The organism is Nocardia sp. NBC_00511 (genome assembly GCF_045161165.1).
Classification (GTDB): domain Bacteria; phylum Actinomycetota; class Actinomycetes; order Mycobacteriales; family Mycobacteriaceae; genus Nocardia.
This window is the reverse complement of record NZ_CP107849.1, coordinates 3,378,465-3,398,013: the sequence shown is the minus strand read 5'-3', so window position 1 is coordinate 3,398,013 and position 19,549 is coordinate 3,378,465. Positions and strand designations below refer to the sequence as shown.

General features: G+C 66.8%; 27 protein-coding genes. 13 read left to right on the top strand and 14 right to left on the bottom strand.

Translation table 11 applies throughout. The annotated features are described in order from the left end of the window. The first annotated feature begins 1 nt into the window (after position 1). Positions 2-343, top strand: a complete 342-nt coding sequence (locus tag OG300_RS16100; RefSeq protein ID WP_405496689.1) for a hypothetical protein — start codon at positions 2-4, stop codon at positions 341-343. A gap of 1 nt (position 344) precedes the next feature. After that, positions 345-767 (top strand): hypothetical protein, encoded by a 423-nt coding sequence (locus OG300_RS16095; RefSeq protein WP_405496687.1) that lies wholly within the window; start codon positions 345-347, stop codon positions 765-767. Positions 768-811: 44 nt separating this feature from the next. Here OG300_RS16095 and OG300_RS16090 read toward each other — a convergent pair whose 3' ends face one another. From OG300_RS16090 to OG300_RS16075, 4 genes are all read right to left on the bottom strand, one after another. After that, entirely contained in the window at positions 812-1,591 is a 780-nt protein-coding gene (locus tag OG300_RS16090) for an enoyl-CoA hydratase (protein ID WP_405496685.1), read from the bottom strand. A gap of 233 nt (positions 1,592-1,824) precedes the next feature. Next, positions 1,825-2,286 (bottom strand): SRPBCC domain-containing protein, encoded by a 462-nt coding sequence (locus tag OG300_RS16085; protein WP_405496683.1) that lies wholly within the window; start codon positions 2,284-2,286, stop codon positions 1,825-1,827. 9 nt (positions 2,287-2,295) lie between these two features. Then, positions 2,296-3,000, bottom strand: coding sequence for a dihydrofolate reductase family protein (locus tag OG300_RS16080; protein ID WP_405496681.1), 705 nt, complete (start codon positions 2,998-3,000; stop codon positions 2,296-2,298). Between the two features lie 3 nt (positions 3,001-3,003). Continuing rightward, on the bottom strand, positions 3,004-3,342 hold the full coding sequence (locus OG300_RS16075; protein ID WP_405496679.1) for an ArsR/SmtB family transcription factor: 339 nt from the start codon (positions 3,340-3,342) through the stop codon (positions 3,004-3,006). A 548-nt stretch (positions 3,343-3,890) separates the two neighbouring features. Here OG300_RS16075 and OG300_RS16070 point away from each other — a divergent pair. Further along, positions 3,891-4,487: a hypothetical protein gene (locus tag OG300_RS16070; RefSeq protein WP_405496677.1), complete on the top strand. Its 597-nt coding sequence runs from the start codon at positions 3,891-3,893 to the stop codon at positions 4,485-4,487. A 23-nt stretch (positions 4,488-4,510) separates the two neighbouring features. Here the strand turns inward: OG300_RS16070 and OG300_RS16065 are convergent, their stop codons facing one another. From OG300_RS16065 to OG300_RS16055, 3 genes are all read right to left on the bottom strand, one after another. Beyond that, positions 4,511-5,428 carry a 2-hydroxyacid dehydrogenase gene (locus tag OG300_RS16065; RefSeq protein WP_405496675.1) on the bottom strand — a complete coding sequence of 306 codons (918 nt, stop codon included), beginning with the start codon at positions 5,426-5,428 and terminating at the stop codon, positions 4,511-4,513. Between the two features lie 100 nt (positions 5,429-5,528). Further along, positions 5,529-5,681, bottom strand: coding sequence for a hypothetical protein (locus tag OG300_RS16060; RefSeq protein ID WP_405496673.1), 153 nt, complete (start codon positions 5,679-5,681; stop codon positions 5,529-5,531). Positions 5,682-5,709: 28 nt separating this feature from the next. Beyond that, positions 5,710-6,180 carry a hypothetical protein gene (locus tag OG300_RS16055; RefSeq protein ID WP_405496671.1) on the bottom strand — a complete coding sequence of 157 codons (471 nt, stop codon included), beginning with the start codon at positions 6,178-6,180 and terminating at the stop codon, positions 5,710-5,712. Between the two features lie 151 nt (positions 6,181-6,331). On the opposite strand from OG300_RS16055, the gene ligD reads away from it, so the two are divergent. Next, positions 6,332-7,318 carry a non-homologous end-joining DNA ligase gene (ligD, locus tag OG300_RS16050; RefSeq protein WP_405496669.1) on the top strand — a complete coding sequence of 329 codons (987 nt, stop codon included), beginning with the start codon at positions 6,332-6,334 and terminating at the stop codon, positions 7,316-7,318. Between the two features lie 376 nt (positions 7,319-7,694). Here ligD and OG300_RS16045 read toward each other — a convergent pair whose 3' ends face one another. Beyond that, entirely contained in the window at positions 7,695-8,204 is a 510-nt protein-coding gene (locus OG300_RS16045; protein ID WP_405496667.1) for a hypothetical protein, read from the bottom strand. Positions 8,205-8,286: 82 nt separating this feature from the next. Further along, entirely contained in the window at positions 8,287-9,006 is a 720-nt protein-coding gene (gene fabG1, locus OG300_RS16040) for a 3-oxoacyl-ACP reductase FabG1 (protein ID WP_405496665.1), read from the bottom strand. Between the two features lie 379 nt (positions 9,007-9,385). On the opposite strand from fabG1, the gene OG300_RS16035 reads away from it, so the two are divergent. Then, positions 9,386-9,601: a hypothetical protein gene (locus OG300_RS16035; RefSeq protein ID WP_405496663.1), complete on the top strand. Its 216-nt coding sequence runs from the start codon at positions 9,386-9,388 to the stop codon at positions 9,599-9,601. A gap of 182 nt (positions 9,602-9,783) precedes the next feature. Here OG300_RS16035 and OG300_RS16030 read toward each other — a convergent pair whose 3' ends face one another. From OG300_RS16030 to OG300_RS16020, 3 genes are all read right to left on the bottom strand, one after another. After that, positions 9,784-10,068, bottom strand: coding sequence for a DUF6892 domain-containing protein (locus OG300_RS16030; protein ID WP_405496661.1), 285 nt, complete (start codon positions 10,066-10,068; stop codon positions 9,784-9,786). Between the two features lie 122 nt (positions 10,069-10,190). After that, the gene (locus OG300_RS16025; RefSeq protein ID WP_405496659.1) at positions 10,191-11,723 is read right to left on the bottom strand and encodes an FAD-dependent monooxygenase; all 1,533 of its coding nucleotides are present in this window, start codon (positions 11,721-11,723) and stop codon (positions 10,191-10,193) included. A 99-nt stretch (positions 11,724-11,822) separates the two neighbouring features. Continuing rightward, positions 11,823-12,398, bottom strand: a complete 576-nt coding sequence (locus tag OG300_RS16020; protein ID WP_405498571.1) for a dihydrofolate reductase family protein — start codon at positions 12,396-12,398, stop codon at positions 11,823-11,825. 73 nt (positions 12,399-12,471) lie between these two features. On the opposite strand from OG300_RS16020, the gene OG300_RS16015 reads away from it, so the two are divergent. The 4 genes from OG300_RS16015 to OG300_RS16000 all read left to right on the top strand — a co-directional run bounded on the left by OG300_RS16015 (position 12,472) and on the right by OG300_RS16000 (position 15,410). After that, positions 12,472-13,053: a TetR/AcrR family transcriptional regulator gene (locus OG300_RS16015; protein WP_405496657.1), complete on the top strand. Its 582-nt coding sequence runs from the start codon at positions 12,472-12,474 to the stop codon at positions 13,051-13,053. A gap of 52 nt (positions 13,054-13,105) precedes the next feature. After that, positions 13,106-13,774 (top strand): TMEM175 family protein, encoded by a 669-nt coding sequence (locus tag OG300_RS16010; RefSeq protein ID WP_405496655.1) that lies wholly within the window; start codon positions 13,106-13,108, stop codon positions 13,772-13,774. Beyond that, complete coding sequence (locus OG300_RS16005; RefSeq protein ID WP_405496653.1) at positions 13,771-14,910, top strand: alkaline phosphatase family protein; 1,140 nt, start codon at positions 13,771-13,773, stop codon at positions 14,908-14,910. Before OG300_RS16010 ends, OG300_RS16005 begins: the two co-directional genes overlap by 4 nt. A gap of 68 nt (positions 14,911-14,978) precedes the next feature. Further along, entirely contained in the window at positions 14,979-15,410 is a 432-nt protein-coding gene (locus tag OG300_RS16000; RefSeq protein ID WP_405496651.1) for a GNAT family N-acetyltransferase, read from the top strand. Here OG300_RS16000 and OG300_RS15995 read toward each other — a convergent pair. Further along, positions 15,401-16,384: a MerR family transcriptional regulator gene (locus tag OG300_RS15995; protein ID WP_405496649.1), complete on the bottom strand. Its 984-nt coding sequence runs from the start codon at positions 16,382-16,384 to the stop codon at positions 15,401-15,403. The genes OG300_RS16000 and OG300_RS15995 overlap by 10 nt on opposite strands. A 116-nt stretch (positions 16,385-16,500) precedes the next feature. Between OG300_RS15995 and OG300_RS15990 the strand changes: the two genes are divergently transcribed. The 4 genes from OG300_RS15990 to OG300_RS15975 all read left to right on the top strand — a co-directional run bounded on the left by OG300_RS15990 (position 16,501) and on the right by OG300_RS15975 (position 18,883). Next, complete coding sequence (locus OG300_RS15990; RefSeq protein WP_405496647.1) at positions 16,501-17,337, top strand: TIGR03619 family F420-dependent LLM class oxidoreductase; 837 nt, start codon at positions 16,501-16,503, stop codon at positions 17,335-17,337. 50 nt (positions 17,338-17,387) lie between these two features. Then, complete coding sequence (locus tag OG300_RS15985) at positions 17,388-17,870, top strand: nitroreductase/quinone reductase family protein (RefSeq protein WP_405496645.1); 483 nt, start codon at positions 17,388-17,390, stop codon at positions 17,868-17,870. 24 nt (positions 17,871-17,894) lie between these two features. Beyond that, a complete protein-coding gene (locus OG300_RS15980; RefSeq protein WP_405496643.1) occupies positions 17,895-18,425 on the top strand; it encodes a pyridoxamine 5'-phosphate oxidase family protein in 531 nt (176 codons plus the stop codon). An 83-nt stretch (positions 18,426-18,508) separates the two neighbouring features. Next, positions 18,509-18,883: a hypothetical protein gene (locus OG300_RS15975; RefSeq protein ID WP_405496641.1), complete on the top strand. Its 375-nt coding sequence runs from the start codon at positions 18,509-18,511 to the stop codon at positions 18,881-18,883. A 9-nt stretch (positions 18,884-18,892) separates the two neighbouring features. Here the strand turns inward: OG300_RS15975 and OG300_RS15970 are convergent, their stop codons facing one another. After that, a complete protein-coding gene (locus OG300_RS15970; RefSeq protein ID WP_405496639.1) occupies positions 18,893-19,348 on the bottom strand; it encodes a group III truncated hemoglobin in 456 nt (151 codons plus the stop codon). Positions 19,349-19,549: the final 201 nt, after the last annotated feature.

Sequence of the window (19,549 nt, the reverse complement as noted above, 5' to 3'; positions counted from 1 at the left end):
TATGGGGCTGCTGCCATCCGCGATCGGGTATCTGCGCACCGATGTGTCGGGCCTCCGTCAGTCGCGCGACGAATCGCGGATCCTCGGGACGGCGAAGCGTACGGGTTATGACCTTCGAAAGACCGTCGCGTTCAGCGGCAAGACTGATCGACCGATGCATCGGCTGCGGGTCGTCTGCGAACGGATGGGGGTCGGCGCAGTGATCGTGCCGAACCTGGACCACTTCGAGAACAGGGTCGTTCCAGCGGAATTGCTCGAGGTGGCCGCCGTGGTGATCGTTGATCCGCTGAGCACTCTGAACAAAGTTGTGATCGGCGATGCGGTTATCGGTAAGGGGGATTGAGGTGCGAGCGATCGGATTCATTCTGCGAGAGGTGTCGGGTGAGGATGTCCGGCAGCATGAGGATGACATGGAGCGTCAAGCGGCTGCGCTGGGGTTCTGCTGGTATGCAACGCTTTTCGCGGACACTCACCGTGAGGGCAACTACGTCCGGGTCCTCAACTCCATCCTTCGCGACGACGTTGATGCCGTGTTTCTTCCTTGTGCCGACCATCTGGGGCCGGACGATATCCCAGTGTTGGTGACCCACACCGATGTCTACTGCGTGGCCGAAAGGCATCGGCACACGATCCACACCGAGGATGATCAAGGACCGGAGGGGTCGCCTCGCGTCGAGTGCTTTGCGAAGCCGACTCGAGCGTTCACGGTCGATACCGTGAATTACATCGACCCGGAGGGTGCGCACGTCCAGCAGCGGGCAACGTAGTGGCGGCAGCAGGTCTCGTTTCGCAGACTTCCCAGCTTGGCGGATCAATGCAGCTGTGCTCGTCCGCGGTTGATGACCGCCTGTGCGTCCTCGGCGACGTGCTGCCCGGCATCGCTGGACAGCCAGGCCGCAGCGGTCGCCGCCTCGATCTCGGCCTGCGATGCGAGGACGTGGTCTTGAACCCTGCGATAGGAACCCAGCAAGGTGGTGACGGCTGCTCGGTTGTTCGACGCGATGTCGGCGGCGAGCCGGTGGGCGGTGGGCAGTAGGTCGTCATGGGCGACGACCTCGGTGACCAGTCCGTGCGCGAGCGCGGTTGGCGCGTCGATGAAGTTGCCCGACAAGCTCATTCGGCGTGCGAACCCGAAACCGACGGCTTCGGGCAGCCGGGCGGTCAGACCCCACAGGGGCATGACGCCGACGCGAGCGTGGGTGTCGGCGAAGCGGGCGCGCTCCGAGGCGATGAGGACGTCACAGGCCAGCGCGAGTTCGAGTCCGCCGGTCACCGCGGCACCGTTGATCGCGCCGATGATCGGCTTGCTGATCGGCGGCCACGGGTGTCCGGCCGGGGCATCGCCCGCGCCGGAAGCGCTAGCGCCCATATTGTCCCAGCCGCCTTCGGCACCGATCACTCGGAGGTCGACGCCGGCGCAGAAGGCCGGGTCGGTGCCGGTCAGCACGACGACGGCGACGTCGGGGTCGGAGTCGGCGGCGGCGATCTGCCGCTGAATCTCCGCGATCAGCTGCGGGGACAAGGCATTTCGCGATTCGGGCCGATCGAGGGTGAGGGTCAGAACGGCATCGTGCTTGTCGACGAGGAGCATCGCTGGATGGTAAGGGAGCTATTGGCAATCGGGCAATAGGTCCATTGCGCCTCCCATCCGGGCCGTCGGTCGGGAGGCATGAGGGGACAATTCGCGGCGCTGAGGTCGACACGGCTGGTTGATCTTCCGCCGCGCCGCGATGGCCACTCGGATCAGCGCGGTATGCGGCGTGAGCGGATATTCGTTGCTGCCAGCGCGAGTTCGCAGACTCGGATCTGAAGCTCACTGAGTCGTCATCGAAGGTAGTTGCCCAAGGCATCGACAAGTCCCCGGGTTCCTTGCTCGCGGTTGGGCCCGTCGGCCCAGAACTGGTCGAAGAAGACGCCGTGCTCGGTGTGGGTGAACCGAGTGCCCTCCGCGCTCGGCTCGAATTCCAGCGAGGCCACCGACGTTGACATGTGAGCTCCGTCGATCCACATGTCGTACGTCGTGACGATGCGGAGGTGCTCGACGATATCGGTGTAGGTGGCCTCGTACCGCGACACCGGGCCGTCGTGGAACTTCCCCTCGGCGATATCGCGGCCGCCGATACGGAAGTCGAAGACCCACTCGCCGGGCTCCATAGCATCGCCGCCGCCCCACCAGGCCAACTTTTGCTGCTCTTCAGCGAACGCGCCCCAGACGCGCTCAACGGGAACCGGGTAGCCGCGGGTCAGGGTGAACTCGGCGCGGGCGAGTCGGCGTTCGGTGGTCATTCGCCTGTCCTAACGGGTGAAGGTGACGTGGATCGTGCCGCTCTCGCCCACTTCTGACGTCACCTTGTGGGTGAGGTCGAGACCGCCGAGATCGTCCCACAGCCCAGTTCCGCGGCCGAGGATGATCGGGGCGACCATGAGGTGCAAGTCGTCGACCAGGCCCGCGCGCAGGAAGGCCCGCGCGGTGCCGACGCCACCGCCGACGCGCACGTCCAGACCGCCCGCGGCATCGGTCGCCTCGGCGAGTACGTCTTCGATTGCGCCGCTGCGGAAGTGGAATGTCGTCCCGCCCTCCATCGGGATCGACGGCCGCGGGACCACCTGGTACGGGTATCCACCCGGAGGGGCCGGTTTCGACCAATCTTGGCGTCGCAGTGTGTTGGTGAGGACATAGACCGGCGTGCCGAACGGCGGCCGATCACCCCACCAACCCTTCCATTCCGGGTCGCCGGGAAACGCGTGCAGACCGAACATGCCCGCGCCCATGATCTCGGCTCCGACTCCCTCGAAGAACGCGGCGGTGGCGCGGTCGTCGACGCCGGTCGTGCCGGCGCCGCTGGTGTCGCCGAACACCCGCTCGCGGAACGTGCGGGTGGCGATGTGGCCCGCCGCGAGACGCCCCCAGTCCTCACCCATCGGATTGTCGGGGGAGTTGTCGGTCGCCGAGGTGAAGCCGTCCAGCGAGACGAACAAGTTGATGCGAACGCGGGTCATATTTCAGGTCTCCTTCGAAGTGGTGCGGGTCAGGTGGATGCCGAGCCGGTCGGCTTGCTGTTCTGCGGGAGTTCGTAATTCGCCGAGCCACAGGTGCAGGACATCGAACGCGCCCGGTCGCAGGCTCACAGTGCGAACGCGTCCGAGCTTGTGTGACGTCACCAGCCCCGCGCTCTCGAGGACGCGCAGATGCTGCATCAATGACGGCAACGCCATCGAGAACGGTGCCGCCAGCTCGGATACGACAGCCGGTGACTTCGCCAACCGCTCGACGATGGCTCGGCGCGTCGGATCCGCGAGAGCGCGGAGCACCGAGTCGAGCTCGCCGTGATACTTAGGCACAAACCTAAGTATCACGGCGGTGTCGGGATTCGTCAACCGGTTCGAGGTCGCTGACTCGGTTATGGGAACTGGTGGGGCCTATCTTCGACATGCTCCTGACCACATCACGCCTGTCGTCCGAATCGACTGGAAGGCAACCGCTTTCAGTCGACACTTCGAGAGCGCGTGCAGACCGGACCGCTCGGATTCGATGTGCGATGTACTGAACAGGCCGTTCGAACACAGCCCGATGCTGCCGGTATCGAATCCGTCCGCGCGTGGTGGACGGCAGCGGGCACTACGGCTGTCCGAACGTGAAGCGCTGTACGGCTTTTTCGTCACTCGGGCGCAGCAGTCGAAGTACGGTACACCCGTCCAGCACGGGACAACGTAGTCGCAATGGAGACGCTGCGGGCCCTCAAAACGTGAGCAAAGTGTGAATCTGGAGGCCGTAGTGGACATCCGGTGCGCTGACCTTGACTTTCACCGGGTTCGAGGCGTATCAGTCTGGGTACAGCTACCGAGTAAGCGGAATGGCGACGCCGTGGAGAGAGGCGGTCCAGGTGTCGATGCGACCTATATTGGCGGGGCGCCTGTGGCGGGTGCGGCCGTGGAATCCGAATCCGTTGATGCGGGCCTCGGATCGAGTGGAAGTGGTGTTGCGGGCGTTGGCCGTTGTCGTGGCGGTTGCTGCGGTGCCGGTGGCGGGGGCGGTGGGGACCGTGAGTTATACGGGGGCGGTTACCCGGATCGCAGCACAGGATGTGGGGAAGACGCAGGTGAGTGCTACCGAGACGGCGGATGCGACGCGGGTGCCCGACGGGGACAAGTACGGGGCGTATCAGGATCGGTATCAGGCTGCGGTGCATTGGACCTTCGACGGGCATGCGCAGACCGCGACCGTCGAGGTTCCGGGGCCGCAGGCGGCCGGGGCCCGGGTGTCGCTGTGGATCGGGAAGGATGGGCAGCCGGTGTTGGCTCCGGCGCGGCCGGGGGCGGCTGCGGCCGAGGGGGTCGGGACCGGGTTGGCGGTGCTGGTCGAAACCTGGTGTGCGGCAGCGGCATCGGTGTGGTTCACCAGTACGGTGCTGGATTCTCGACGCCATTCCCGCTGGGAGCGGGAGTGGCGGGGGATCAACCGGCCGATCGGGAAGGACACCCTGTAGCGGGTGGAATCGGTTGCGGGGGATCAGTATTCGCCGCGGACCAGGTTCTCCGGAGGCTGTCCGGCGAGGTAGCGGGCGATCTCGCCGGTGGCGATCGCCCAGCCGCGCTGCACGTTTCCGCTGCTGCTGCCGCCCACGTGCGGGGTGAGCAGCAGGCCGGGAGCATCCCAGAGCGGGTGCGCTGCGGGCAGGGGTTCGGGGTCGGTGACGTCGAGGATCGCGCGCAGACGGCCGGATCGCAGTTCGCTGAGCAGGTCGTCGGTGCGGACCACGGGGCCGCGGGCCGCGTTCACCAGGATGGCGTCGTCGGGCATGCGGGCCAGGAACGTGCTGTCGACCATGCCGATGGTGTCGGCGGTGACCGGGACCATCAGTACGACGGCATCGAAATGCGGTAGCAGAGCGGGGATTTCATCGCTGCCGTGCACGCCGTCGCGAGCCGTGGTGCCGACCAGGGCGACGGTGGTGTCGAACGGGATCAGCATGCGCTGCAACTCGGTGGCCAGATCGCCCGCGCCGATGATCAGAATTCGCTTGCCGTGCAAGGTATCCGTGCGGTGCTGGGTCCAGCGGTGCTCACGCTGCGCCACCGCGAAACCGGTGAACTCGCGATACACCGCAAGCAGGCCGGTGATCGCCCACTCGGCGGTGCTGGCTCCGTGCGCGCCGCGCGCCGTCGACAGCATCACCTCGCCGGGGATCTGGCCGACCCAGGCCTCCGCGCCCGCGGTGAGCAGCTGCACCAGTCGCAGTTTCGGCAGCGAGCGCATCAGGTCCACGACGTCGTCGCGGCGGGCCAGGAAGGTGGGGACGAAGACCTCGGCCGAATCGGCTCCGGCGGGCAGGGGTTCGCCGATGGTGTAGCGCAGCGGCCGCGCGCCCTCCAGCTTGCTCACGGCGTCGAAGCCGTAGTCGTCGGGAACCAGCACCGTGACCGTCATGGTCGAAACGCTACCGGGTGCGCGGCGGCCGTACTCACCGTGGACATGGCAGGGCCCGCCGTGCGGTGGGGGAGCACGGCGGGCCGGGCAATCGTCCGGGTCAGTAGCGCGGATGCGCCAGATACCGGGCGGGAGCGCCCAGCAGCCAGCGGACCAACGCCGCGACCAGCACGATGATGCCGACACTGGAGAGGGCCGGGGTGGCGATGAGCCACCCGGCATCCACTAGTGCGAGGCCGAACACGGCGAGCATGTCGGATTCCTAGGTGGCGGGTAGCGCCCTATTTGGCGACGGATTCCGGATTGGCCGGGCCCGCCGGACGATTCAGGAAGCGGTTGGGCGACCACGTCGGCATCGAGAACGACCGCTTCGGCGTCGCCTTCGCCATCGGAACCACCGGCCGGCTAGGTGGCTCCACGGTACGCGCGGGCTCGGTCACCATGCCAGGTTTCGTCAGTTCCTTTCGTGCCGCGGCCATTTCGCGCCGCGAGTGCCGCAGTTCGCGGCGTGCCACCATGCCACGCCGGGAGGTGGTCCAGGTGCCCGCCAGCAACAGGATCAAGCCGCAGGTGCCGATGACACCGACCAGGATCCCGTAGGCGAACAACAGTCCGGTGGAACCGCCGTAGTTGTGGTCGAAAACCGTGAATCCGTTCGGAACCGCATGGCTGCTACCGCTGTTGGCCTGCACCGCCGCTACGCCGACAGCCACGGCGCCGAGGAGTGCGATCAGCCCGATGATGATGAACATATGTCGGCGATTCCCCTCGTCGAAGCCGTCAAACCGCAGGACAGCGTGTTGCCCGGTAGGTCGCCGCGACTGATTCGATGCGGAGGGTTCGCGGATTCAAACCCAACCAGTCGGTACTATCTGTCTCGTTGTCCAGAGCATTTCCACGAACGTGGGAAGGACCGGCGATGGCGGCGAGACGTTGGTGACCGGGCTGCCCCGGTATACGCCGATGCTGGCGGCAGCGGGCCAGTTGCCCGGCGACGACGAACGCTGGGCCTACGAGGTCAAATTCGACGGCATCCGCGCCCTCGGCTACCTCGACGAGCAGGTGCGGCTCGTCTCCCGCAACGGCAACGACATCACCCCCGCCTGGCCGGAATTCGCCGAAATGGGTCCCGTCGCTCCGGGATTCGTCGTCGACGGGGAGATCGTCACCTTCAGCCCCGACGGCCGCACGTCCTTCGAAGCGCTGCAATCACGCATGCATCAGCGCAACGCCGCCCAGATCCGCAGCCTGGTCGACGCCGTCCCCGCCACCTACCTGATCTTCGACCTACTCCACATCGGCACCCGATCCCTGATCGACCTGCCCTACGTGCAACGCCGAGAACTGTTGGAGCAGATCGGATTAGCGGGCCGCTCCTGGCGGGTACCGCCGCGCCTGCTCGGCCCCGGAGCCGAGGTCCTTGCCGAATCCGAACGCCTGGGCCTCGAAGGCATCATCTGCAAACGCCTCGACAGCCCCTACCTCCCCGGCCGCCGCAGCCCACTGTGGACGAAGCTCAAGAACATTCGCACGCGCGAAGTCATCATCGCCGGGTGGAAACCCGGCGGCGGCCGCCGCACCGGCCAGATCGGCTCCCTGATCATGGCCGCCCACACCCCCTCCGGCGACCTCGTCTACCTCGGCAACGTAGGCACCGGCTTCACCCGATCCACCCTCGACGACCTCATGTCCCGCCTCACCCCCCTCCAACGAGCCACCGCCACCGTGCTCGCCGACGTCCCCGACGCCGTATGGGTGGAACCCCGACTCGTCGGCGAAGTCACCTTCACCGACCAAACCTCCGAAGGCCGCCTACGCCACCCCTCCTGGCGCGGCCTCCGCCCCGACAAGTCCCCGGACAGCGTCGATCTGCCGCTATCTGACGCGTAGCGGCACGAGAACGCCGATGCCGGAACGCCCTGTGGTGCCGAGGGTCGTGCAATGGGCCTAATCCTGCAAAGCCATGCGGAGACAATCAGTTATCTGACGAATGCTCGGTCGGATTGCAGGAAAAGGCCCATTGGAACCTGTCAGCGGAACGCCGGCGAACGCACTCAACTGCCACATACCACGCTGACCGAACCGGTCGGCGCGCGCCGACCGGCGGCGAGACCTGCTGGGACATCTCTAGGGGAGTGCGTCCCCGCCGCATCTTCTGGCATCGGAAGACCAGGCATGGGGTACGCCGAGTTCGGCAGCCGCGTAAGACATTTCGTCGACCCCTCCGAAGTTCGAGAAGGCCTCGAATGCGAGATCGCTTGGCCGCTCAGCCTCGCCGATGATGCGCAGTGTCGCGACTACCGGAGCCATCAGTCGCTCTAGGGCTGGGGTCGCTGTTCCGGTCGACGGGGTGACCCCAAATAGGCCGAATTGTCGTGTGCACACCCACAGCGTGGAGTTGGCGCGCGATGATGTGCATCTCGATGCGGGTGCCTTCGAGACCGGTCGTGCGTAGCTCATCGGCCAGCGCTTTGGCTTGTGCCAGCGACAGGGACCGCGTCAGGCGTAGTGCTCGCATCAGTGTGGCCGCCGACGCATCGACCGATCCGAGTTCGAGGACAGCAGTACTGTTCGCCGCCAGAATGGCATCACGAAAGCCCGGCATTGGTTGCGTGTAGCCGCAGTCTGCCCACACCGCGTCACATGCCGAACAGTGCCCGTCGATATCCCACCGGTGGTCGTCGCCTACCAGCGCTTCGGTGAGTGTGGACTGTGTCAGGGAGCCACAGCTGATACAAGGCACCGCGAAAGGTGCTGATTCAGTGACGATTTCCACCTCGTCGAACCTAGGGCGCGTGACAGCTCCGCGCGAGTACGACGATGCGTCGATCAGATCCGGATGCCGTCGGGCGAGTTGATCAGTGCCCCATGCCCATACCGCCGTCGACCGGAATGATCGCTCCGCTGATGTAGGCGGCCTCGTCGGATGCAAGGAAACTGATGGCTGCCGCGACCTCGTCGGGTCGTCCGATACGGGCTGCCGGGATGGCCTTCAGTGCGGCCTCACGCGCTTGCTCGGATACCTCCTGTTGGGTCATATCGGTGTCGATGAACCCGGGCGCAACAACATTGGCGGTGATGTTGCGTGACCCGATCTCGCGGGTGATCGCGCGGGCCATGCCCACCAGCCCGGCTTTGGCCGCCGCATAGTTCACTTGGCCCGGGATACCGGATTGGCCTGCGATGGAACCCAGAAAGATGATGCGTCCGAACCGCGCTCGCAACATCGCCCGGTTGGCTCGCTTGGCGCAGCGCCATGCACCGGTCAGGTTGGCGTCGAGTACCCGGGTGAACTGGTCTTCGCTCATCCGCATCAGCAACGTGTTGTCGACCATGCCGGCGTTGGCGACCAGTACCTCGACCGGCCCGTGAACGGACTCGACTTCGCTGAAGGCCGATTCGATCGAATCCATGTCGGTGACATCGCATTTCACTCCCAGGAGGCCCTCCGGAACACCGGATCCCCGGTGAGTGACGGCCACCCTGTGACCGTCGGCGGCCAGCCGCTGTGCGACCGCCAGACCGATACCGCGGTTGCCGCCGGTCACCAGGACCGACCGGGAGATGAAAGTCGACATGACACCCAACTTATCCGGTCACGCGCAGGTTCGACCGGTGTGTCCGCGCATACCGCGCTGGCTGCACCGTCACCGCAGCGGGACTGAGGACCAACTGGCCGCAGCGATCGAAGGGCAAGCGGTGCAAGGCATCCCGCCGACATATTGCCGCGAGACAGAATTCGCGGCATTCACCGCCTGCGAACACGCCGTGCAAACAGCGGGGACGATCTCACACCCGAGCAGGAGTCACACGTGCTCGAGGTTCTGTACGACATCCTCGACAAGTTTCTGGCCGAGCGTGAGAGCGCTGAATAGGTTGCAATACGCTTCCGCCGTGCCCAAGATCAGATTCACGAATCCTCACTCGGATCAGCCGTTTTCGATCTGTGTCTAGCCGTTGGCAGAGGAGTACTGGCTGCGGCCGGGGGATGTCTTCACCGTCGAGTTCGATGACAGCGATCGCGTAGAACAGATGATTGGCGACGCGGACTTCGACGTGTCCTGGCATGATTCCGGGATTGTTGTATGGACAGCGTCAGGCCAGGATGTCGCGGTGCGCGACCAGACAGGTTCCAAGCTGGAGCAAGGACACCAGCGACCCGGTGAAGACTGATTTCGCCTGTCGCGCAGTCGAAATCAAGGTGCGGGGAGTTTAGTCGATCAGCTCGATGCCTCGGGTGCGCAAGGTTTCCTGGAGGTGGGGGCGAGCAGGTCGGCTCCTAATATGCGGGTGAGGTTCGGGAGGAGGGGGAGGTCGGTGAGAGTGGTGACGTCGAACTGGGGGCCTTCGCCGTCTCAGTGGGGGCAGCATTCGAAGTAGATCTGGCAGGCTCCGTCGAAGATGAGTTGTTCGACTGTTGCGAGTAGGGCGGGGGAGAGTTCGAGGTTCTCGAAGTAGGTTCGGGCTTCGGGCACGATCTGGTCCCAATAGGTGTCGGCGGAGTACTCCCAGAGGTCGCCGCCGAATCCCTGGGCTCGCAGCGTGTCCTCGAGGGACCACTGGGCGAGCTTGGGGGAGTCGCCGTACATGAGTTCTTCGACGACTGCCAGTTTGAGATTGAAGTCCACGAACCTGGTCACATGTCTGAACTTTGCGGCAGGTGTGGTCGAGCCGGGTGCCGTTATCCGGTTGGCGGGGTACGGGTTTCGGCTGGCCGACCCGTTCGGGCGGGTCGGCCAGCGCGTCGGGGACTCGGAGTGGGTCAGGACACGCGGGGTGTTCCGAACCAGAGTTGCAGGGCTGCGCGGAGGCCGGATGCGGTGGTTTCCGCGGGCTCGTCGAGGGTTGCGGCCCAGGCGATGTGGCCGTCGGGGCGGATGAGAAGGGCGTCGGCCGGGCGGTTTTCGAGCTTCGCGGTGTGGATATCGAAGTGGGGGTGCGACTCTCGGGCGATGACCTCCAGGTCCGTGCGGTCGGACAGTAGAAGGAGGAACGGGCGCGCGGGGTGGAGGAGGTCGGCCAGCTCGATTCGGCCGGTGCCGGTGTGGAGGGTGAGGTTGGGGGCGAGGGTGCCGGTCAGGGGGTGGTTGCCGGGGTTGGGGAAGGGGTAGCGGAGGTCGGTGCCTCCGATTAGGGCACCTACCCGGCGTAGGGGCTGGTCGTCGGTGAGGAGTTCCTGGAAGAGGGTGCGCAGGGCCTCGGCGGCGGGGTCGTGGGCGCGGCGCAGGGCCACCTGGGCCTGGGTGTGCATCATCGTGCGGGCGCCCGCGAAATGGCGTTCGTCGTGGTAGGTGTCGAGCAGGTCGGCGGGTGCGTGACCGTTGAGGTCGGCGGCGAGTTTCCAGGCCAGGTTGACCGCGTCGAGCATGCCCGCGTTGAGGGCGACGCCGGTGGCGGGGAAGAGGTGGGCGGCATCGCCGGCGAGTAGGACGCGGCCGTCGCGATAGCGTTCGGCGTGGCGGGCCTTGAAGGTGAAGCGGGACAGGCGGTGGGTGTGTGCCACCGGCAGGTCCGCGCCCAGGACGCGGCGGATGCTGTCCTGCAATTCGGTGACTGTCAGCGGGATGTCGTCGTCGTATTCGGTGTCCTCGTCCTCGATCGTGTAGACGGACAACACGTCCGAGGTGGGGGAGACGCCCATGCCGAACAGGCCGCGCTCGGTGCGGGTGAAGCCCGCGTGCAGGGTGCCGAAGCCGGGTAGCTCGAGGTCGCCGTTGTCGTGGCGGTTCACCGAGTCGGGGACGGTGATCGCCGCGAGCCGGTTCACCTCCGGATAGACGGTGCCGGAGAACGGGATTCCGGCCAGTTCGCGCACCCGGCTGCGGGCGCCGTCGCAGCCCACCACGTAGCGGGCGGCCACCTGATAGGCACCGTCGGGACCCTCGACGTCGAGGGTCACCGCCTCGGCGTCCTGGCTGAGGCCCACCACCCGGTGCCCGCGCCGGATCTCGACGCCGAGCTCCTCGGTCCACTCGCCCAGCACCCGCTCCAGCTGCTGCTGGGGCAGTGGCAGCGCGTGCATGGGGCTGTCCTCGAACCGGGTGAGGTCCACGTGTACCCCGCCGAACGGAAAGCGCGGCGCCGGAATCGGATCCGTGCACGCGTCCTGGAAGCGTTGCAGCACACCGCGGTAGCGCAGCAGCTCCAGGATCTGGCCGCCGATCCCGCCCGCCTTCGGGGTGTCCCGGGGCCGCGGCTGCCGTTCCAGCAGCAGCGGCCGCACCCCGGCCAGCCGCAGTTCCGCGGCCAGCATCAGCCCGGTCGGGCCCGCACCCACGATGATCACCTCGGTCATTGCACACCTCTCGTATTCGACCGTTTCCGGTCTCGGCTCAACACTTTTCGTCATCCCCCGGGTCCGCCGCGAACCCGGGGCCCATTTTCGGTGCGCCGATCAGGCGCGGTCGAACCAGCTCATCTGGGTGCCGTTGTCGAACTGGCGTCGCTCGGTGACCCGGAACCGGGTGGGCTGGAAGTTGGCGCCGAACAGGGGGATGCCGCCGCCCGCGACCACCGGGTAGCTCTTGATGATCAGGTGGTCGATCTCGCCGAGGAGCTGCGTGGCCAGGTTGCCGCCGCCGCACAGCCAGATGTCCAGGCCGGCTTCCTTCTTCAGCTGCTGGACCAGGGCTACCGGGTCGGTGTCGACGATCTCGACGTCGAGGCAGTCGGCCGCGGCCAGTGTGCGGGAGAAGACGTACTGCTTCAGGTGCGGGTAGGGGTTGGCGACGCCGACGGTGAGGCCGGGTTCGTAGCTGCCGCGGCCCATGAGCACGGTGTCCCAGTGCTTGTTCGGGATGTCACGCGGCATCCCGAAGTAGTCGCGGACGTGCACCGGGACCGAGTCCGGGTAGTTCTCGTTGACCCAGGCGATCTGGTCCTCGCCGAGCGGATAGAAGTCGAATTCGCCCCGCGGACCCGCGATGTAGCCGTCGATGGAAACCGCCGCGAAGTAGGTGAGCTTTCGCATTTTCGACCGCCTCATCTGTAGTACTCTGTGCGAAGTGATTTGAACCGTAGTACTACAAATGGAGTGGTGTCAAGTGGTCCGTACGAACCCGGAACGACGGCAGGCGTTGCTGGACGCATCGATCGAGGTCCTGGCCCGAGAAGGCGCTCGCGGCTTGACCTTTCGCGCGGTCGACAAGGAGGCGCAGGTGCCAACGGGCACCACCTCGAACTACTTCCCCAACCGCGATCAACTGCTCGTACAGGTCGGCAACCGGTACTACGAGCGGCTGGTGCCCGGACCCGAGGCCATGACCAAACTGCACGCACTGCGCTCGCGGGAGACCGTCACCGAACTCATGACCGAGGTGGTCGAGCGCGTCACGCGGTTCCGCAGCGGATACCTGGCGATCCTGGAACTGCGGCTGGAAGCCACCCGCCGCCCCGAATTGCAGGCCCTGCTCACCGCCCGCGTCCGCGCGGACCTGGATTTCAACGTCCGCAATCACGTCGAGTACGGCATGCCCGGCGACGAGCGCACGCCGGTCATCCTCTATCTCGCACTGAACTGGCTGATCCTCGACCGCCTCACGCTGCCCGACATCTTCGACGAGAAACAGGCCGCTGAACTGGTGCACACCATCGTGGAACGCGCGATCCCGGCCGAAAACGATTGAGCCGGATCGCGACTAGCCGGAACCGGGAGGCCGGGAGGCCCATAATTCGATCGTGTTCTCCCGCAATGTTGTGTCATCCGAGCGCCGGTCGGAGCCGTCCGATACCGCTCGCGTCGAAGCCTTCAGTGACGGGGTCATGGCCATCGCCATCACCCTGCTCGTCATCGAGATCCACCTGCCGGACACCGAGGGTGGGAATCTGCTCCACGACCTGGGTCACCTGTGGCCCAGCTACTTCGCCTATGCGGCATCGTTTCTCACCATCGGCGTGATCTGGCTGTGCCATCACCGGTTCTTCGGGCGCATCCGGCGCATGGACGGGCTGCTGCACGTCGGAAATCTGCTGCTGCTCTTGGCGGTCGCCTTCCTGCCGTTCCCGACCACCGTGCTGGCGCATCACCTCGAGGACGGGGGACCGAACGCCCGGGTGGCGGTCGCCTTCTACGGGGTGGTGGCGTCGTGGCAGACCGCGGCGTGGTTCGTGATGTGGATGGCGTTGCGCCGCAACCCGGATCTGTTCGAGCCCGGATACGACGCGGAGTTCGCGCGGCTCGAGAGCAAGCAGGCCGTGATCGGGTTCGTGGTGTTCGACGTCATCGCGGCCATCGGCCTCGCCGTGCCGATCCTCGCCCTGATCCTCTATCTGCTGATGATTCTGCTGTTCGGCTACACCAGCACCCGCTCCCACGTGTTCGGTCGCGAATTGGAGGGCTCGCGGTGAAGACGCTCGCCGATATCCTGCCCGCCGTCGGAGCGACCTTCGGGTCGGCGGAAGCCAATCCGCTCGGCCTGGCGGGTAACCGCGACGTCGTGGTGCTGGTGATCGACGGACTGGGGGCGGAACTCGTTGCGCGGCACCGGGAAACCGCGCCGACGCTGGCGGGGCACGTGGTCGATACGCTGGTCGCGGGATTCCCGGCGACCACCGCGACCAGCCTCACCAGCCTCGCGGTGGGTGCGCCGTGCGCGACGCACGGGATCGTCGGGTACACGTTCGCGGTGCCGGACGGGGACGGGCTGCGGTCGTTGAATTCGCTGCGGTGGCGGCTGGATACGGCCGAAGGGGAGAACGCGCTCGCGGCCTACCCGCCGGAAACCGTGCAGCGGCAGCCCAGCCGATTGCAGGAATTCGCGGCGCGCGGGGTGGAGATCCACTATGTGATTCCCGGCTATCAGCGGGATTCCGGGCTCACGCGGGCGGCGTTCCGGGCGACCGGCATCGTGCATCCGGCGGCGACGCTGGACGAGGTACGGGACGGGATTCTCACCGTCGCAAGGCATTCCGGCACCGGATCGCGATTCGCCTACGCGTACTTCGCCGACCTCGACGCCAATGGTCACGTGTACGGCCCCGAATCGCCGGAGTGGCTGGCCGTGCTGCGCGCCGTGGACGCCTTCGTCGCCGACCTGCTGTCCGAGCTGCCCGCCACCTGCACGCTGCTCATCACCGGCGACCACGGGATGATCCGGGCCGATACCGTCATCGACCTCGAATCCCGGGCCGAGCTGCGGCGCGACGTGCGGTTGATCGCCGGTGAGGCGCGGGTGCGCCACGTCTACCTGGAGCACCCGGACGCCCTCGCCGCCGTGCATGCCGCGTGGGCCGGTGAATTGTCCACGCACGCAACCGTTGTCACCCGTGAGCAGGCCCTGGATGAGCACTGGTTCGGTCCGACGCCACCGGACTCGGTGATCACCCGGCGCATCGGCGACGTCATCGCGGTGGCGGAGGGCAACAGCATTCTGGTGCGGCCGACGACGGAGGCGTTCGAGTCGACACTGCTGGGTCACCACGGCGCACGGACGGCCGCGGAGCAGCTGGTACCGCTCATCGCCAACCGGGCGGCCTTCGCCTAGCCCGGACGGGCACCCGGTGAGAGCCGGGCCGCCGCAGTGAACTGTTCGGTCGTCATTACCATTTGGCAATGCTTTCGCACGACGAAGACGGGTACGAGATCGACGCCGACAGCGGGCGAATCGACGTGGCCCGGGTCCACCACTGGCTGTCAACCGACGCGTACTGGGCACTGGGACGTGAACTGGACGTCGTGCAGCGCGCCGTCCAGGGCTCGCTGAGCTTCGGGGTCTACGACCGCGACGGCGAGCAGGTCGCCTTCGCCCGCGTGGTCACCGACCTGGCGACCTTCGCGTGGCTGTGCGACGTCTACGTCGATCGCGGACATCGGGGGATCGGGCTCGGTCACCGGCTGGTCGCCGCCGTTCGCGACCACCTCGCGCCCTACCAGCTCAAGCGCATCCTGCTGGCGACTCTCGATGCGCACAGCGTGTACGCCGACCTCGGATTCGCGCCGCTCGCCGAACCGACGCGGTGGATGGAGCTCGGCGCTCAGGGCTGAACGGGCTTGTCGCGACAGCCTTGTCGCGGCGACAGCCCTTCCGGTGCGGTGGAGACCGGCTCATCGGAGCGGGTCAGCGCGGTGTAGAGCCAGCCGTGCGCCTGCCCGACAGTGACGGGCATGTCCAGCAGGTCGGAGGTGAGCGCCCAGTAGCGTTGAATCCTTGGATCGGAATCGGTTGCGCCGCAGCGCAGTTGGTTTCGGAACTCGGGGGTGTCGCGTTCGCGACGGGCTGTGGCGTGTGCGGAGACGAACCGGTCCAGCAGCGGGTTCGCGTGCGGTTCGACGCCTGCGGCGGCCAAGGGAACCACGTCCATCAGGATGTCGCCGACGGCGAAGAACAGGTCGCGCCGGTCGCGGATGGTCTGCGAATCCGCGCGCCAGATCTGTTGTGCCACTGCACCGTAGAGGCTGGGATCGGTGACGAGATCGGTCAGTTCGGCGTACGCGAGGACCTCGTCGACGGTGGGGTCGACGGGCGGTTCGGGAATGGTGCCGCAGACGAAAGTCTCGAAGTCGAGGGGCTTCAAGGCCGGGAGAACTCGTCGCCAGAAGCGGATGAGGCCGTCCCGCGCGGCGTGGGTGTCCTGCGCTCCGGCCAGTAGGCAGAGTCGATCCGCACGATCGGCCGGTGGGGCGGCTTCGAGTGCGCGCAGTGAGGCGCGCCGCCAGGCCAGCGACCGGAATTCGATGTCCAGCCGGGCGCTTTCGGCGGCGACCGCCTCGGCGAGTGAGCATTCCCCCTGTAGCACTTCGACAATCGACGGCAGGCCGAGGCCGAGCGCGCGCAGGCGGCGGACCTGCGTGAGACATGCCGTCGCGGCGTCGGCATCGAATAGACGATGCCCACCGGGACTGCGGGACGCCGCCAAAATCCCTTCGTCGCAGTAGAACCGGATCGTCCGCACCGGAAGCCCTGTCGTGCGCGCCAATTCGCCGATGGTGATCAGCGTCGCGCGCGGTAGGCCGTCCATCCCTTCGAACCTAGCGGATAAGACCGCAACGACCCCACCCGTCGACACTGACCGGGATGGGCCGTTTGCGTGGCCTGTCGGAATCCGCCGCTGCCGGGGTGCGTATAACTGCTGGGATGCGCATCGGTTTGTCGACCCCCGTGGTCACCGCGGTCCCCGGGCTCACCTCGGCGTGGGAGGCCACGGCCGGACCGGACGAGCTGGGGGCGATCGCGGCCTGTGCGGACGAGCTGGGATTCGACCACCTCACCTGCTCCGAACACGTGGTCGTCCCGGTCGAGGTCGCGGCGATTCGCGGCGGCACCTACTGGGATCCGCTGGCCACCCTGTCGTTCCTGGCCGCCCGCACCCGCGCGATCCGCCTGGTCACCTCGGTGCTCGTGCTGCCGTATCACCACCCGCTGGAGATCGTGAAGCGCTACGGCACCCTGGATCGGCTCAGTGGCGGCCGGGTGGTGCTCGGGGTCGGGGTCGGTTCGCTGCGTGAGGAATTCGACCTGCTGGACGCGCCGTGGGACGACCGGGGCGCGGTCACCGATGTGCGGATGCGCGAATTGCGTGCCGCGTGGGGGCAATCCGAGGTAGACGGGATGCTGGTGTCCCCGGCCGCGCAGCGGGACAGTGTTCCGCTCTGGGTCGGCGGCCGCACCGGGCGTTCGCTGCGGCGGGCGCTGGAACTCGGTGACGGTTGGATGCCGTTCGGGCTGCACCCGGATCAACTGACGGACATGCTGAGCCGCGCGGAACTGCCCGCCGGTTTCGACGTGATCCTGTCTCCGGCGCACGCGCTGGACCCGCTCGGCGACCCGGACGGCAGCGAATCCGCCGTGCGGCGACTGCAATCCACCGGTGCGACGCTCGCGACCTGCCGAATCAGCGCCACCTCGGCCGACCACTACTGCGAGCAGCTGCACGCGCTGCGCGCCCTCGCCGACAAGATCACCGAAGCCTGACGTCCGCCGAAGAGTGTGCGCGCCGGGCACGTTTCGTATCTAATGGCGCTATGGGGACTCTTGGGGGATTGGTTTTGTCGGCCTCGGATCGGATCAATCGGCGCGGCATCTATCTGGGGCGCAGATCGACGAAAATCCATGCGGCCCTGTACCGATGGTCGAACGGTCGGCTCGGGGCGAGTGTCACCGGCTGGCCGCGGGCGCGGATCCTGCTGCTCGACCACGTCGGAGCGAAGAGCGGGATACAGCGGACCTCGCCGGTCATCTTCCAGCAGGTCGATGGTGTACTCGCGGTGGCGGCTTCGAAGGCTGGACAGCCCGACAACCCGGCCTGGTTCTACAACCTGCGCGCCAATCCCGACACGACGATCCGACTGGGCTCCGAAACCCGTTCCGTCCGTGCGCGAGTGGCGAGCGACGCCGAATGGGAGCGGCTGTGGCCCGGCTTCGCGGCCGCCTTCCCGGCCTTCGAGACCTACCGCACCAATGCCGGAACCCGCCGCATCCCGATCATCGTCCTCGATCCGCGCTGACGATCTCGACCACGGAGCACTGACATGGACAGCGACGTCGAATGGGCCCGGATCCGGCAGTTGCTGGACCGAGGCCGCAGCAGCACGGGGCATTTCGCGATCGGATCACTGGATCCCGTCGGCGGCCCGAGCATCACTCCGGTGGGCACGGTGTTCTTCCGTGACGACCGCAGCGGCTTCTACTTCGACCAGTACGCCACCGGACTGCGCCGCAACCTCGACGCCGACCCGCGCGTCTGCCTGATGTCGGTCGACAGCGGATCCCTGTACTGGTTCCGCTCCCTGCTGACCGGCCGCTTCGCCACCCCGCCCGGTGTGCGCCTCTACGGCACCGCCGGACCGCGCCGCCCGGCCACCGACGCCGAACTCGAGAAGGTGCGCCGACGCGTCCGCCCGATGCGGGCACTGCGCGGCGGCCGACTGCTGTGGTCGGACTTCACCCATGTGCGTGACCTCACCTTCACCAGCGCCCGCCTGGTGCGTTACCCGGTGATGATGTCGGGGCTGCCGCAAGAGGATTCGATCACCCTGGCGGAGGAGATCGGCGGGGTGTGACCCGCCGGTGACACCTCGCCGCGAGAGCGCCCGCGCGCCCCGACTCTACGATTCAGCTACGCGGAATCGGAGAACGGACGGACATGAGCATCGAGCACGATCAGGGCACCGGGGTGGTCGGCTGGGCGGTCGCGGCGTGGGGCGGCATCGCCGCAGTGCTGTGGGCCCCGGTCGCCGCGGCACTGCTGGACTTGCTCTACCGCTTCCCGATCCCGTTCGGCGACTTCGCAACCGGCCTCGCCGAAGCGGGCAACGCGGGCCTGGCCTCGGTGTACTACCTGGTCATGGGCGAGGGCCCGGTACTGTTCCTGCTCGGCGCGGCCGCGGGCTACTACAGTGCACGAACCGTGGGGCCGAGGCTGATTCGCGGCCTGGCGCTGGCCGTCGTGGCCGGATTCGGACTTGCCTTCCTGGGTGCGCTACTGCTCGCGGTGACGGGGTTGGCCACCGGTAGCTGATCGTTCGGGTCAGGCGACGCGCAGGCCGACGGCTGCCAGGGCGACGAAGCCGGGGCCGTCGCCGGTGGTGGTGGCTTCGGGGCCGTTGAGGCGGCGGAACATCGAGATGGCGATGCGTTCGCCGACGGCCTTGGCGCGCTCGGCGTTGGGGCCCGCGTAGCGGCCGTCGACGGCGGCTCGCCACAGTTGGACCCAGCGGCCGAAATGGTCGGCCCGCATCGGGATCGCGGCGTGCAGTTTCGCGTGCGGGGCGAAGGCGTTGCGGCGGTATTCGGCGGTGCGGAACAGGGCGCGTTCCCAGAAGTCGGTGATGCGCGGGATGTGGATCTCGAGATCGGTGCGGGCGATCTCGGTGAAATAGGGTCCGATCAGTGAATCGGTGAATGCTGCTACATAGAAGCGGCGCAGCAATGCCTCGAGATCGTCGCGGCCGGTGATATCCGGCTTGTTCGAGGAGATAGTCACGGATCGAATTCTAGGCGATGGAGAATCCTCGATCCAGGGACAAATGTCCCTTCGGATGTGGCTGTGACCGGGGCATACTCTCCCAGCTGGGTTAAGTGACGCAAATTACTTCGAGTCGAACTGTAATCAGCGGTTCAATATTCAGCTCTGGTATAGCGGATTTGCAAAAGGCAAAATTCGATAGCACGATCAATTCGACCG

Coding starts and splice junctions, on each gene's coding strand:
- OG300_RS16070 (WP_405496677.1), top strand. CDS start 3,891: ATGCGACCTATATTGGCGGGGCGCCTGTGGCGGGTGCGGCCGTGGAAT.
- OG300_RS15975 (WP_405496641.1), top strand. CDS start 18,509: ATGAGCATCGAGCACGATCAGGGCACCGGGGTGGTCGGCTGGGCGGTC.
- OG300_RS15995 (WP_405496649.1), bottom strand. CDS start 16,384: ATGGACGGCCTACCGCGCGCGACGCTGATCACCATCGGCGAATTGGCG.
- OG300_RS15980 (WP_405496643.1), top strand. CDS start 17,895: ATGGACAGCGACGTCGAATGGGCCCGGATCCGGCAGTTGCTGGACCGA.
- OG300_RS15985 (WP_405496645.1), top strand. CDS start 17,388: ATGGGGACTCTTGGGGGATTGGTTTTGTCGGCCTCGGATCGGATCAAT.
- OG300_RS16055 (WP_405496671.1), bottom strand. CDS start 6,180: ATGTTCATCATCATCGGGCTGATCGCACTCCTCGGCGCCGTGGCTGTC.
- OG300_RS16100 (WP_405496689.1), top strand. CDS start 2: ATGGGGCTGCTGCCATCCGCGATCGGGTATCTGCGCACCGATGTGTCG.
- OG300_RS16065 (WP_405496675.1), bottom strand. CDS start 5,428: ATGACGGTCACGGTGCTGGTTCCCGACGACTACGGCTTCGACGCCGTG.
- OG300_RS16085 (WP_405496683.1), bottom strand. CDS start 2,286: ATGACCACCGAACGCCGACTCGCCCGCGCCGAGTTCACCCTGACCCGC.
- OG300_RS16020 (WP_405498571.1), bottom strand. CDS start 12,398: ATGCGAAAGCTCACCTACTTCGCGGCGGTTTCCATCGACGGCTACATC.
- OG300_RS15990 (WP_405496647.1), top strand. CDS start 16,501: ATGCGCATCGGTTTGTCGACCCCCGTGGTCACCGCGGTCCCCGGGCTC.
- OG300_RS16000 (WP_405496651.1), top strand. CDS start 14,979: ATGCTTTCGCACGACGAAGACGGGTACGAGATCGACGCCGACAGCGGG.
- OG300_RS16080 (WP_405496681.1), bottom strand. CDS start 3,000: ATGACCCGCGTTCGCATCAACTTGTTCGTCTCGCTGGACGGCTTCACC.
- fabG1 (WP_405496665.1), bottom strand. CDS start 9,006: ATGTCGACTTTCATCTCCCGGTCGGTCCTGGTGACCGGCGGCAACCGC.
- OG300_RS16025 (WP_405496659.1), bottom strand. CDS start 11,723: ATGACCGAGGTGATCATCGTGGGTGCGGGCCCGACCGGGCTGATGCTG.
- OG300_RS16090 (WP_405496685.1), bottom strand. CDS start 1,591: ATGCTCCTCGTCGACAAGCACGATGCCGTTCTGACCCTCACCCTCGAT.
- OG300_RS16060 (WP_405496673.1), bottom strand. CDS start 5,681: ATGCTCGCCGTGTTCGGCCTCGCACTAGTGGATGCCGGGTGGCTCATC.